Below are 14,201 nucleotides of genomic sequence, written 5' to 3'. Positions count from 1 at the left end.
CAAATCACATAAATTTTCACTGTCTGGACAGTTGAACGATTCAGTGCCAGATTTCACAGCATCAGAACAGGGCCCGGCTACCTCTGCCGCCGCACATTAACAATAAACCTCGGGCCACAAGCCTAAGCGTAAACAAAAGAAGGGGTGTTTTATGTCATCCGATTTCAAGATCAAAGTTCAAAGCTTTGGTCGTTTCCTCAGCAACATGGTGATGCCAAATATCGGCGCGTTTATCGCGTGGGGTATCATCACTGCATTGTTTATTCCGACAGGGTGGTTGCCTAACGAGACGCTGGCGAAACTTGTTGGCCCAATGATTACCTACCTGCTGCCACTGCTCATCGGTTTCACCGGTGGTCGTCTGGTGGGTGGTGACCGTGGTGGCGTCGTGGGGGCCATCACCACGATGGGGGTTATCGTCGGCGCGGATATGCCGATGTTCCTCGGGGCGATGATTGCCGGTCCTCTGGGCGGCTGGGCGATTAAGAAATTCGACGTCTGGGTTGATGGTAAGATCAAATCCGGCTTCGAAATGCTGGTGAACAACTTCTCTGCGGGCATCATCGGGATGATCCTCGCGATTCTGGCGTTCCTCGGCATTGGCCCGGCAGTTGAAGTCCTGTCTAAAATTCTGGCGGCTGGCGTTAACTTCATGGTGGCGCACGAGATGCTGCCGCTGGCGTCTATCTTTGTTGAACCGGCGAAAATCCTGTTCCTCAACAACGCCATTAACCACGGTATCTTCTCGCCGCTGGGTATTCAGCAGTCGCACGACCTCGGCAAGTCCATCTTCTTCCTGATTGAAGCCAACCCGGGCCCGGGTATGGGTGTGCTGCTGGCGTACATCTTCTTTGGTCGCGGCAGCGCGAAGCAGTCTGCTGGCGGTGCGGCTATCATCCACTTCCTGGGCGGTATCCACGAAATTTACTTCCCGTACGTGCTGATGAACCCACGTCTGATCCTGGCCGTTATCCTCGGCGGTATGACCGGCGTGTTCACCCTGAGCGTGCTGGGCGGTGGCCTGGTGTCTCCGGCCTCTCCGGGCTCTATCCTGGCGGTGCTGGCAATGACGCCAAAAGGGGCTTACTTCGCAAACATCGCGGCCATCTTTGCCGCCATGGCGGTCTCCTTCGTGGTCTCTTCTATCCTGCTGAAAACCAGCAAAGTGAAAGAAGATGATGACATCGAAGCAGCAACCCGTCGTATGCACGACATGAAAGCCGAATCCAAAGGCGCGACCCCACTGGCCGCGGGCGATGTCTCTAACGACCTGAGCCACGTGCGTAAAATCATCGTGGCCTGTGATGCCGGCATGGGTTCCAGCGCAATGGGTGCAGGCGTGCTGCGTAAGAAAGTGCAGGATGCGGGTCTGACCAACATCTCCGTGACCAACAGCGCCATTAACAGCCTGCCACCGGATGTTGACCTGGTGATCACGCACCGCGACCTGACCGAGCGCGCCATGCGCCAGGTACCGCAGGCTCAGCATATTTCGCTGACCAACTTCCTCGACAGCGGCCTGTACACCAGCCTGACCGAGCGTCTGGTGGCCGCGCAGCGTCATGAAGATAACGAAGTGAAAGTGCGCACCAGCCTGCAGGACAGCTTTGACGAGAGCAATACCCACCTGTTCAAACTGGGTGCGGAGAACATCTTCCTCGGTCGCACTGCGGCAACCAAAGAAGAAGCGATTCGCTTTGCCGGTGAGCAGCTGGTAAAAGGCGGCTACGTTCAGCCTGAATACGTAGACGCGATGCTGGAACGTGAAAAACTGACGCCAACCTACCTGGGCGAATCCATCGCGGTGCCGCACGGTACGGTGGAAGCGAAAGATCGCGTTCTGAAAACCGGCGTCGTATTCTGTCAGTACCCGCAGGGCGTGCGCTTCGGTGAAGAAGAAGACGACATCGCCCGTCTGGTGATTGGTATCGCCGCGCGTAACAACGAGCACATTCAGGTGATTACCAGCCTGACCAACGCGCTGGATGATGAGTCTGTCATTGAGCGTCTGGCCAATACCACCAGCGTGGAAGAAGTGCTGGCTCTGCTGAACAAATAAGTTCTCTTCCCTCTCCCCTCCGGGGAGAGGGCTAGGGTGAGGGGAAAACGTTCCTCACCCCAGCCCTCTCGGGTAAAAACATTGATTAAGGTTAACACTATGAAAGCATTACATTTTGGCGCAGGTAATATCGGTCGTGGCTTTATCGGCAAGCTGCTGGCAGACGCGGGCATTACGCTGACATTCGCCGATGTAAATCAGGTCGTTCTGGATGCCCTGAATGACCGTCATAGCTACCAGGTACATGTGGTGGGTGAAAATGAGCAGGTGGAAACGGTCACTGGCGTCAACGCGGTAAGCAGTATCGGCGACGACGTTATCGACCTTATCGCCAGCGTTGACCTGGTCACCACGGCGGTGGGCCCGGTGGTACTGGAGCGTATCGCCCCTGCGGTGGCAAAAGGCCTGGCAAAACGTAAAGCGCAGGGCATCGACACCCCGCTGAACATCATTGCCTGCGAGAACATGGTGCGCGGCACCACGCAGCTGAAAGGCCACGTGCTCAACGCCGTAGCAGAGGAAGACAAAGCCTGGGTGGAAGCGCACGTCGGGTTTGTGGATTCCGCCGTTGACCGTATCGTCCCGCCGTCAGAATCTGCGACCAACGATCCGCTGGAAGTGACCGTGGAAACCTTCAGCGAGTGGATCGTTGATAAAACCCAGTTTAAAGGCACGCTGCCGACCATTCCGGGAATGGAATTAACCGATAACCTGATGGCATTTGTCGAACGCAAACTCTTCACGCTGAACACCGGGCATGCTATAACCGCCTACCTCGGGAAATTGGCCGGTCATCAGACCATTCGCGACGCGATCCTTGATGAGAAGATCCGTGCGGTGGTGAAAGGGGCAATGGAAGAGAGCGGCGCGGTGCTGATCAAACGCTACGGTTTTGATGCTGAGAAACATGCAGCATACATCCAGAAAATCCTCGGTCGTTTTGAAAACCCGTATCTGAAAGATGACGTTGAGCGCGTAGGCCGCCAGCCGCTGCGTAAACTGAGCGCGGGCGATCGCCTGATTAAGCCGCTGCTGGGCACGCTGGAATACGGCCTGCCGCACGCCAACCTGGTGAAAGGGATTGCCGCCGCGATGCACTATCGCAGCGAGCAGGATCCCCAGGCGATTGAGCTGGCTCAGTTGATTGACGACAAAGGCGCGCAAGCTGCGCTGGCGCAGATTTCCGGTCTGGACGCCAACAGCGACGTGGTTGTGGAGGCGGTTAACGCATACAACGCAACCAAATGATGCACAGTGAGGCGCAGGTCATCCTGCGCCCTGATTACAGATTGTCAGATATGCAGGCAATAATGGAACAAACCCAGGCCTTTGAAAATCGTGTGCTTGAGCGTCTGAATGCTGGCAAAACCGTACGAAGCTTCCTGATTGCCGCCGTCGAGCTATTAACCGAGGCGGTGAATATCCTGGTGCTTCAGGTGTTCCGCAAAGACGACTACGCGGTAAAATATGCTGTAGAACCGTTACTGGACGGCGACGGGCCGCTGGGCGATTTATCCGTGCGTCTGAAGCTGATTTATGGTCTTGGCGTGCTGAACCGACAAGAGTATGAAGATGCGGAGCTGTTGATGGCGCTGCGCGAAGAGCTCAATCATGACGGTAATGAGTACACCTTTACCGATGACGAGATCCTTGGCCCCTTTGGCGAGCTGCATTGCGTCACTGCGCTCCCCCCTGCCCCCCATTTTGACAACAGCGACCCTGAGCTGTACGCGATGCAAAAGTTGCGTTATCAACAGGTTGTCCGTTCCACAATGGTCCTCTCCCTGACTGAGCTGATTTCCCGAATCAGCTTAAAAAAAGCGTTTCAGAAGTAAGCCTGCTCACATTGGTGTATCCTTCCCTGTAAATTCCCCGTTTTCAGAGTTATTTGTCATGAAAGAAGTCGAAAAGAACGAAATTAAACGCCTGAGCGACCGTCTGGATCTGATCCGCCACCAGATGGCTGGTCTCTCGCTGGTCGATTCCGCCGAGAAGTACGCCGAGCTTGAGAAAGAGACCGCAAAGCTGGAAGCGGAGATCGAGCGTTTGCGTGAAGTTAAAGGCCAGAAGCTGAGCAAAGAAGCGCAGAAGCTGATGAACATGCCGCACCGCCGCGCGATCACCAAAAAAGAGCAGGCCGACATGGGCAAGCTGAAGAAAAGCGTCCGTGGTCTGGTGGTGGTCCACCCGATGACCGAGCTTGGCCGCGAAATGGGCCTGAAAGAGATGACGGGTTTTTGTAAGACCGCGTTCTGATATTTAATTTAAATTAAACACAAACCGACCCAATGTATTCACCAGGCGAATATATTGGGTATTTGCCTTAAATATCAGATGACTGCTCACAAGTGTAAATATGTAACAGTAAAATCTGCCGGTTCACAATTCCCTTCCTTAAGAGTAAAGTAGATATTCATTTCTTTCGATCTAACTAATACACACGGCACGCCATTGAAATATAATATATCTTCCTTGGCGTGATGGTATGTCATTGCATTAGGTTATAAATTTTATGAATTCTACTGAGAGCTCAACCTTTCAAAACAGCGCCCTTTCTTTAGAACAAAAACTTGAAAAAGCCAGGGCTGAACTTCTGGATTTAGGGGCAAGGAACCGCTTACTCAACATTCCGCGATCAAAGAATACACGCTTCCTGGAAGTGATTGATGAGCGTTCTGAACAGGTCTATAACCTTCTGTTTAATGAAAAAAAGACGTTCACTTTTTTGCATGGTAAATCAGGAAAAGAAGACGATCTGGAGACTGAAGATAGCCCTTCTGAAGAAAAAGCTTTTATTTATCAATTCGATGAATCAGACACAGAAATAAAATCGCAACATCTTGATACTAAACTGCAGACTCGTTTAACACCTAAAGGATTGCAGACTCGATTACTCGATTTGTACCACGACTCCAAAACGCTTGAAGAGGAGCAAGGCGCAAACATCCTTTTCTTAGCACTGGGCACATTGAAGTGGGTAGATCCCGCCAATAAAGAGAATGTCCGTTACGCCCCATTGATACTTGTACCAGTCAGCCTGGAGCGCGGTAGTGCAGGAGAAAGATTTAAGCTAAAAGCGCGCTCAGAAGACATCATCCCTAACCTCTCTCTGGAAGCCTTCCTTGAACGCGTACACCAGATCACATTACCGGTACTGCCATCTAATGATGATGAAATTAACGTAAGCGGTTACTTTGAGGCTGTACAGCAAGCTATAGCAATAAAAACAGATTGGGAAGTTAAGGCCAATGACATAATTCTTGGTTTATTCTCTTTTTCTAAGTTTTTGATGTATCGCGATCTTGACCCTGCCAACTGGCCTGAGGATGATGCGATCACATCACAATACCTTATTCGTGCGCTCATGGAGGAAGGGTTCGATGAAAGCGATGGACTTCTTTCAGAAGAGAGTCCTATAGACCCTATTATTTCGCCAAAAGATATGCTTCATATTATGGATAGTGATAGCTCTCAGACGCTCGCGATTCATGAAGTAAGAAGAGGGAGAAACCTTGTTATACAAGGGCCACCGGGGACGGGTAAGTCGCAGACGATAGCCAATATCATTGCCTCAGCCATCGCGGATGGAAAAACGGTACTCTTTGTTGCAGAAAAAATGGCAGCTCTTGAAGTGGTCAAACGGCGCTTAGATCAAACAGGGGTAGGTGATGCTTGTTTAGAACTCCACAGTAATAAGGCCAATAAACGGATTTTACTTGAAGAGTTGAAGCGAGTGTGGGATTTAGGCTCACCTCGCGGTGAATTTCCTGATGAATTGATAGAGAACTTAACCGAAGCCCGTGACTCCCTGAATGCGCACCCAGCACGCCTCCACAAAGTCTATACACCTTCGGGTTTGAGCCCTTATCAGGTGATTGGCCAATTGGTAAGGTTGCGTCAAAATGGACAAACACCTACAGACTTTATTCTTCATGGCTTCGAGGAATGGAACAATAACGATCTGATAAAACGACTGGATCTCGTTAAAGAGCTTATTGAACGAATTGAAGATATTGGACTACCCCGTAATCACCCCTGGAATGGCGTAAAAAGAGAATCCGTTTTACCGGGTGAGCTCGATCGCCTGATGCCAAAAATCACTACGTTGCTGGACAAAGTAAATAATTTTCAAAGCACTATCGTGCCCCTTGCTGGACGAGTTGGGATAACGCCTGAACCCGTAAATTTCAACGAGGCGGAGAAAATCGTTCAGATCGCTAACCTCATAACTCAGGCCCCCAAGTTTGAGGAAGCTGCACTAATAAATCCTGTCTGGTCTACTTCTCTTAATGAAATAAAAAGTCTAATTGAACAGGGTGTAACGTATCAGAATGATTTAAATGAAATCAAACAACTAATTAATGATGAACAGGTTGACACCCCTCTTCTTGAATTTCGAGATGAGCTGCAAACGATCCCGGAGGACCTTTTACCAGATGCCTTCTCGACCTCCAGAGCCTTATTACCGCTAATACCCCAAATTCAATTAACAGTGAACCATCTGACTAAAGAGCTAGGTACTGAATCTCTGTATCGTTCATCTCAGGAAATCAAAAATCTGATTGAACTCAGCATACGTGTAGCAGAGGCCCCTGATGCGAGCCCACAAGCCTTTGTCGCGTCTGTATGGGAACATGGTGTCGAGCAAGCCAGGGAGTTGGTCAATTCGATCGCTGATTTACATGCTTTGCGTCAGAAAATCGATCCTCTTGTTTCGGAGACCATTTGGGATACCGAACTTACACAAATTCGTCATAACCTCGCGATTCATACAGGGATGTTCAAAATATTGAATAGTGAATGGCGCCGTTCACGTGCGCTTTCCCGCTCTCTTATTCGCGATATAAATCTGCCTGTTCAGCAGCAAATCGAGCTTTTGGATAACGTGATTCAGGCACAAGTACTGCGAAAAAATATCGCCAACGCTAGCGAGTTTGGCAGCAGTGCTTTTGGCTCACACTGGCGTGGTGAAAGCAGTGACAGCGGTGCTTTGAAAGCACTAGTAGAATGGATGGCGACACTTAAAGATGTTGGCTCAGAAGCACGTTTACTTGCGAGCCAATTGTCTGATCGTGAAACATTGAGGCACCTTAGCCAGAAACTGGAGCTGCTTCTTAATCAAGCTGCCATCGAACTGAAACAACTTTGGAAAGCGTTTGGCACAACTGCAGAATCTTGGTTTGATAATCATTATTCTATTAAGCGAGTTCCATTAAGCTATGTTGAAGCTCTGGCTCAAAAACTCAGTCGTATAGACTCTACATCACATCAGGTGTTTAAAGATCCAGCAGATCGGCCCAGTGAACGCCTGACGCTGGTTAAGAAGATTATCGCATTGCAGTATCAGAAGAAGGACATTGAGTCCCAATCCGAATTAGGAAGTTCAGCATTTGGTAATTCGTGGCTAGAGACACGGTCTAACTGGCACAATCTCGTTAACGGTTATACATGGATGGAAAATCACGGTGACTTACGCTTCGTCTGCGCGACCGTAAATGATCGTAATGAGTTACTGAATTCCGCGAATCAACTTTCAGCGACGCGTGTCTCAATTATTGACGAACTTGAAAACCTGAACAACGAACTCGAATCGTCCACCAAAGAATTATTCCATTTGGATAATCAGCATTTACGTATCGATAGCGTCCTAAGTAAACTAATCTCCTGGATTGAAAATGCCGAGCAATTGTCTAAATGGGTTGCCTGGCAACACCGACGCAACCAGGCGAATAATCTGGGACTCTCAGAAGTGGTAGAACGGCTTGAGGATGGGCGCTTACCATTATCCACTTGTTATAGCTCGGTCGAATATGCCTATTATGAATCGCTGTTCAGTTTAATGGTTAAAGAGACGCCATCTCTTTCCCGCTTCGACGGCGATCTTCATAACCGAAAAGTTCAGTATTTTGCCGAAATGGATTTACGCCGCATAAAGAGCTCAAGTATTGAGGTCGCTCGGGCACATCATCGCCGTATTCCTTCAAAAACCGGAGCGGCAGGCCCGGTTGGCGTTCTGCGCGCTGAAATGGCGAGGAAAAGAGGCCATATGCCTATTCGTCAATTGATGCTTAAAGCTGGCCCGGCAATTCAGGCAATCAAACCAGTAATGATGATGAGTCCACTCTCTGTCGCACAATTCTTGATCCCAGGTAAGCAAAAATTTGATTTGCTTGTGATGGATGAAGCCAGCCAGATTCAACCTGTCGATGCCATAGGTGCAATTGCACGGTGTCAGCAAGTTGTTGTTGTCGGCGACGAAAGACAATTACCGCCAACCAGTTTCTTCTCTCGTATGACTGAAGCCAGTAACGATGATGGGGATGAGGATTCAACGCAAGTAGCAGATATCGAAAGCATACTCGGATTGTTTGTTGCCAGAGGCTTGCCACAGCGCATGCTTCGCTGGCATTACCGCAGTCGACACCAGTCGCTTATCGCGGTTTCAAATAGTCAGTTCTACGAAAATAAATTGTTTATTGTCCCAAGCCCATATACCGAAGAGGCTGGTATGGGTTTGCGATTCCATTATGTTGAAAACGGTGTTTTCGAATCAGGTGCAGGTAATGCCAATCCTATTGAGGCCAAAAGAATTGCTACCGCAATTCTTGAACATATACAGCAGAACCCTGAATTGTCACTGGGAGTCGCAACATTCTCTGTTTCACAACGTAAGGCTATTCAGGATGAATTAGAGATTCTCCGCCGTTTAAACCCTCAATATGAAGATTTCTTTAATTATCATCCTGGCGAACCATTCTTCATTAAGAACCTGGAAAACATTCAAGGTGACGAGCGTGATGTCATCATGATCTCGGTCGGATATGCGCGTAATAACCAAGGTTATCTGGCAATGCGATTCGGTCCTCTGGGTTCACAAGGTGGTGAGCGACGGCTGAATGTACTGATTAGTCGAGCGAAACGCCGATGTGAGGTTTTTGCATCGATCACCGATGAAGATATTGATCTCGAGCGTGCAAAAGGTGTTGGTGTATTGGCGTTCAAACTCTTCCTTCAATATGCCCGCACAGGACGTTTATCAGTGTCCACCGTTTCCGGACGTCCGATGGACAGCGTATTTGAAGAACAGGTCGCCTCAGCACTTCAGAACCGAGGTTATCAGGTGCACCCACAAGTTGGAATCGCTGGCTTCTTTATCGATCTGGCAATTGCGGATCCTGAGTTACCGGGGCGGTATCTTCTCGGGATTGAATGTGATGGCAGCGCTTATCATTCCTCTCGTTCTGCAAGAGAGCGTGATCGTTTACGTCAGGCCGTTCTGGAAGATCATGGATGGATCATACACCGAATCTGGAGTACTGATTGGTTCCAAAGACCTGAGGAGCAATTGCAAAAAGTTATTAATGCTATTGAAAATGCAAAAAGAGAACTGAATAGTAGAGCAGAACATACATACGGTCGTTCCCGAGCCGTTCCTGTAGATATCGTCACCGTTGAACGAGAAGACGTTATTGAGGTTGGTTTTGATAGAGCTGATTCCGCTAATGACCAGTCTATCATTTATGAAGAAGCACAACCCGAAGCCAATCTTTCATATGCTTTACATGAAACGCCAATCAGCATACTTGCTGATATGGTTGAAAAAATAGTCTTCACAGAATCACCTATCCATTTGAACGAAGTAATCACTCGTCTTCGCTCAGCATGGGGATTGCAGCGAGCCGGTGCACGGATAGAAAGCGTTGTTAGCCAGGCAGCTCAAATTGCCTGTAAACGAGGTAAGATTTATAAGGAGCATGAATTTTTCATACACAAAGAAGTATCAATTCGACTCCGCAACAGACAGAACGTCTTATCTGCAGGCGTCCGTAAACCAGAATTGATCGCACCTGTAGAAATCGCTTCAGGTGTGTTTGACATCGTTAGCACAAGTCTGGGTGCAACTGAAGATGAGATCATTACATCCATTTCAAGGATGCTTGGTTTTAAATCGACCAGTAGTGTTCTTCGAAAAGTGATCTCCGAAGTCATTGAGCAGGAAATTAACGATAACCGTCTTAAGCAACAAGATGGTTTGATTGTTATCGGAGATACCGCCTCCGTTCAGAACGCTGTTTAATTCATGTTCATCTATTAACCCTTTTATGGGGCCCACTACCATATAGTGGAGCCCCATAAAAAATTGGCCCAACCAATCCCCCTTTTCTTTCTTCCCTGGTTCACAATTCCATCATTTTCGCTCACAAAACCATTGCTAGCTCATAACATCTGGTTAACCATTCATTGTCATTAACCCTACAACACAATATTGGCAGGACCACTTTTACACAGACTGTGACGCAGAGATGAGCGGAGACTCACCCGCAGCGCAGGCTGTCTGGTCCTCAGGAGACCTGCATGAGCCTCTGGCAACAAAACTACGACCCGGCCGGAAATATCTGGCTGTCGAGCCTGATCGCATCGCTACCGATCCTGTTCTTCTTCTTTGCGCTGATTAAGCTCAAGCTGAAGGGCTACCTTGCCGCGACGTACACCGTCGCCATCGCGCTGCTGGTGGCGCTGTTCTTCTACAAAATGCCGGTCGATCGCGCCCTGGCCTCCGTCGTCTACGGTTTCTTCTACGGCCTGTGGCCAATTGCGTGGATCATCATCGCGGCGGTGTTTGTCTATAAAATCTCGGTGAAAACCGGGCAGTTCGACATCATCCGCTCGTCGATTCTCTCCATCACGCCGGACCAGCGCCTGCAGATGTTGATTGTCGGCTTCTCTTTTGGGGCGTTTCTTGAAGGGGCCGCTGGCTTCGGCGCACCGGTGGCGATCACCGCCGCGCTGCTGGTCGGGCTGGGCTTTAACCCGCTGTATGCCGCGGGACTGTGTCTGATTGTGAACACCGCACCGGTGGCGTTTGGCGCAATGGGGATCCCGATTCTGGTCGCAGGCCAGGTGACCGGGCTGGACAGCTTTGAGATTGGCCAGATGGTGGGCCGCCAGCTGCCGTTCCTGACCATTATCGTCCTGTTCTGGATCATGGCGATCATGGATGGCTGGCGCGGCGTGAAAGAGACGTGGCCTGCGGTGATGGTCGCCGGCGGTTCGTTCGCTATTGCACAGTACCTCAGCTCCAACTTCCTCGGCCCGGAGCTGCCGGACATCATCTCTTCGCTGGTCTCGCTGGTCTGTCTGACGCTGTTCCTGAAGCGCTGGCAGCCGGTACGTATTTTCCGCTTCGCCGATATGGGCGCCTCACAGGTCGATCAAACCCTGGCGCGTACAGGCTATACCGCAGGCCAGGTCATCCGCGCATGGTCGCCGTTCCTGTTCCTGACTGCCACGGTGACGCTCTGGAGTATCCCGCCGTTTAAGGCCCTGTTTGCCCCAGGTGGCGCGCTGTATGACATGGTGATTAACATCTCTGTGCCGTTCCTCGATAAGATGGTCGCCCGTATGCCGCCGGTGGTGCACGCCGCCACGCCGTATGCCGCGGTCTATAAATTCGACTGGTTCTCTGCTACCGGCACGGCCATTCTGTTTGCCGCTATTCTTTCTGTTGTGTGGCTGCGCATGAAGCCTGCCGCTGCGGTGCAGACCTTTGCGGCGACCATTAAAGAATTGATGCTGCCGATCTACTCCATCGGCATGGTGCTGGCGTTCGCGTTTATCTCGAACTACTCCGGCCTGTCATCGACGCTGGCACTGGCGCTGGCGCATACCAGCCACGCATTTACCTTCTTCTCGCCGTTCCTCGGCTGGCTGGGGGTGTTCCTGACCGGTTCAGATACCTCGTCTAACGCCCTGTTCGCCGCCCTGCAGGCGACGGCCGCCCAGCAAATCGGCGTCTCAGACGTGCTGTTAGTGGCCGCGAATACCACCGGCGGCGTGACCGGGAAGATGATCTCTCCGCAGTCCATCGCCATTGCCTGTGCGGCGGTGGGACTGGTCGGTAAAGAGTCGGATCTGTTCCGCTTTACCGTGAAACACAGCCTGATATTCACCTGCATGGTCGGGGTGATTACCACCCTGCAGGCCTATGTCTTAACCTGGATGATCCCATGATAGTGATGCCCAGACGCCTGTCCGACGAGATTGCCTCTCGCGTGCGGGCGCTGATTGAAGAACAACAGCTGGAAGCGGGCATGAAATTGCCCGCCGAGCGCCAGCTCGCCGCCCAGCTTGGCGTATCACGCAACTCACTGCGTGAAGCGCTGGCCACGCTGGTCAGCGAAGGGGTACTGGTGAGCCGTCGCGGCGGCGGCACCTTTGTACGCTGGCAGCATGACGACTGGTCCGAACAAAACATCGTGCAGCCGCTGAAAACGCTGATGGAGAACGACCCGGACTACAGCTTCGACATCCTTGAAGCGCGTCACGCCATCGAAACCAGTACCGCCTGGCACGCGGCCATGCGAGCAACCGACGCCGACAAAGAGAAGCTCAAAGCCTGCTTTGAGGCCACGCAAAGCAGCGACCCGGATATCGCCTCCCAGGCGGACGTGCGTTTTCACCTGGCTATTGCCGAGGCGTCGCACAACGTGGTGCTGCTCCAGACCATGCGCGGTTTCTTCGACCTGCTGCAATCCTCCGTGAAGCAGAGCCGCCAGCGCATGTATCTGGTCCCGCCGGTGTTTGCCCAGCTCACTGAACAACACGAGGCGGTGCTCAACGCCATTCTGGCCGGTGATGCCGGGGCCGCGCGCAAAGCGATGATGGCGCATCTGGGCTTCGTACACACCACCATTAAACGATTCGATGAAGACCAGGCACGACAGGCGCGTATTACCCGTCTGCCTGGCGACAGTGATATTTCCAGGGAGAACAAAGCATGATTATTTCAGCAGCCAGTGACTACCGCGCCGCGGCGCAGCGCATTTTGCCCCCGTTCCTGTTCCACTACATCGACGGCGGGGCGTATGCCGAATATACCCTGCGTCGCAATGTGGAAGATCTTTCGGAGGTGGCTCTGCGCCAGCGCGTGCTGAAAAATATGTCTGACCTGAGCCTTGAGACAAAACTGTTTAACGAGACGCTCGCCATGCCGGTGGCCCTTGCGCCCGTAGGCCTGTGCGGCATGTACGCCCGTCGCGGGGAAGTGCAGGCGGCCGCCGCGGCGGATGCCAAAGGCATTCCGTTTACCCTCTCTACCGTGTCCGTCTGCCCGATCGAAGAGGTGGCCCCAACCATCAAGCGCCCAATGTGGTTCCAGCTGTACGTCCTGCGCGATCGCGGCTTTATGCGAAACGCGCTGGAGCGCGCCAAAGCGGCGGGCTGCTCCACCCTGGTCTTTACCGTCGATATGCCGACACCCGGCGCGCGCTACCGTGATGCCCACTCCGGCATGAGCGGCCCGAATGCCGCCCTGCGCCGCTACTGGCAGGCTGTAACGCATCCGCAATGGGCCTGGGATGTTGGCCTCAACGGCCGTCCGCACGATCTGGGAAATATCTCGGCGTATCTGGGTAAACCGACCGGGCTGGAAGATTACATCGGCTGGCTGGCGAACAATTTCGATCCGTCCATCTCCTGGAAAGACCTGGAGTGGATCCGCGAATTCTGGGACGGCCCGATGGTGATCAAAGGGATCCTCGACCCGGAAGATGCCCGCGACGCGGTACGCTTTGGCGCAGACGGGATTGTGGTTTCTAACCACGGCGGACGCCAGCTTGACGGGGTGCTCTCTTCCGCGCGCGCCCTGCCGGCAATAGCCGATGCGGTGAAAGGCGATATTGCCATCCTGGCCGATAGCGGCATCCGCAACGGTCTGGACGTGGTGCGTATGATTGCGCTGGGTGCCGACAGCGTGCTGCTGGGTCGGGCATATCTGTATGCGCTGGCCACCAGCGGCCAGGCTGGCGTGGCAAATCTGCTTAACCTGATCGAAAAAGAGATGAAGGTGGCGATGACGCTGACCGGTGCGAAAACGATCGGCGAAATCAGTAACGATTCTCTGGTGCAGGAGTTAAATAAATTACCGGCAGCGCTGGCTCCCCTTGCTCAGAGTAACGCCGCCTGACGCTTCCCCCCGTTGCCTTCCCTCACGCGTCCGATCCCCCCTCGGGCGCTTTTTTATGCCAAAAATAACATCCAGATAACATATTGGATAAGAAAATTTGACATCCCCCTGCCGTCCGCAATTGTATAGACAAGCAAATACAAGAACACAAAAACAACATTACATCAGAGGGGTGCG

At 51.9% G+C, this 14,201-nt stretch carries 8 protein-coding genes; all 8 read left to right on the top strand.

Annotation, left to right across the window (positions count from 1 at the left end):
* Positions 1-151 precede the first annotated feature (151 nt).
* The 8 genes from C1N69_RS00680 (at position 152) to lldD (ending at position 14,024) form a co-directional block, all read left to right on the top strand.
* Positions 152-2,059 (top strand): PTS mannitol transporter subunit IICBA, encoded by a 1,908-nt coding sequence (locus C1N69_RS00680; protein WP_025758415.1) that lies wholly within the window; start codon positions 152-154, stop codon positions 2,057-2,059.
* A gap of 99 nt (positions 2,060-2,158) precedes the next feature.
* The gene (mtlD, locus tag C1N69_RS00675; RefSeq protein ID WP_275992104.1) at positions 2,159-3,307 is read left to right on the top strand and encodes a mannitol-1-phosphate 5-dehydrogenase; all 1,149 of its coding nucleotides are present in this window, start codon (positions 2,159-2,161) and stop codon (positions 3,305-3,307) included.
* Positions 3,304-3,894, top strand: a complete 591-nt coding sequence (gene mtlR / locus C1N69_RS00670; RefSeq protein ID WP_025758418.1) for a mannitol operon repressor MtlR — start codon at positions 3,304-3,306, stop codon at positions 3,892-3,894. The genes mtlD and mtlR overlap by 4 nt, the downstream gene beginning before the upstream one ends.
* A 58-nt stretch (positions 3,895-3,952) precedes the next feature.
* Complete coding sequence (locus tag C1N69_RS00665) at positions 3,953-4,315, top strand: YibL family ribosome-associated protein (protein ID WP_008502724.1); 363 nt, start codon at positions 3,953-3,955, stop codon at positions 4,313-4,315.
* 256 nt (positions 4,316-4,571) lie between these two features.
* On the top strand, positions 4,572-10,136 hold the full coding sequence (locus C1N69_RS00660; protein ID WP_155030516.1) for a DUF3320 domain-containing protein: 5,565 nt from the start codon (positions 4,572-4,574) through the stop codon (positions 10,134-10,136).
* Between the two features lie 278 nt (positions 10,137-10,414).
* The gene (gene lldP, locus C1N69_RS00655; RefSeq protein ID WP_014882014.1) at positions 10,415-12,070 is read left to right on the top strand and encodes an L-lactate permease; all 1,656 of its coding nucleotides are present in this window, start codon (positions 10,415-10,417) and stop codon (positions 12,068-12,070) included.
* Positions 12,067-12,840, top strand: a complete 774-nt coding sequence (lldR, locus tag C1N69_RS00650; RefSeq protein WP_025758422.1) for a transcriptional regulator LldR — start codon at positions 12,067-12,069, stop codon at positions 12,838-12,840. The genes lldP and lldR overlap by 4 nt, the downstream gene beginning before the upstream one ends.
* On the top strand, positions 12,837-14,024 hold the full coding sequence (gene lldD / locus C1N69_RS00645; protein WP_155030515.1) for an FMN-dependent L-lactate dehydrogenase LldD: 1,188 nt from the start codon (positions 12,837-12,839) through the stop codon (positions 14,022-14,024). The genes lldR and lldD overlap by 4 nt, the downstream gene beginning before the upstream one ends.
* The last annotated feature ends 177 nt before the right edge of the window (positions 14,025-14,201 follow it).

Source organism: Enterobacter sichuanensis (assembly GCF_009036245.1).
Lineage (GTDB): Bacteria > Pseudomonadota > Gammaproteobacteria > Enterobacterales > Enterobacteriaceae > Enterobacter > Enterobacter sichuanensis.
Note: the sequence above shows the minus strand (reverse complement) of the source record. Positions and strands in the feature narration are given on the sequence as shown.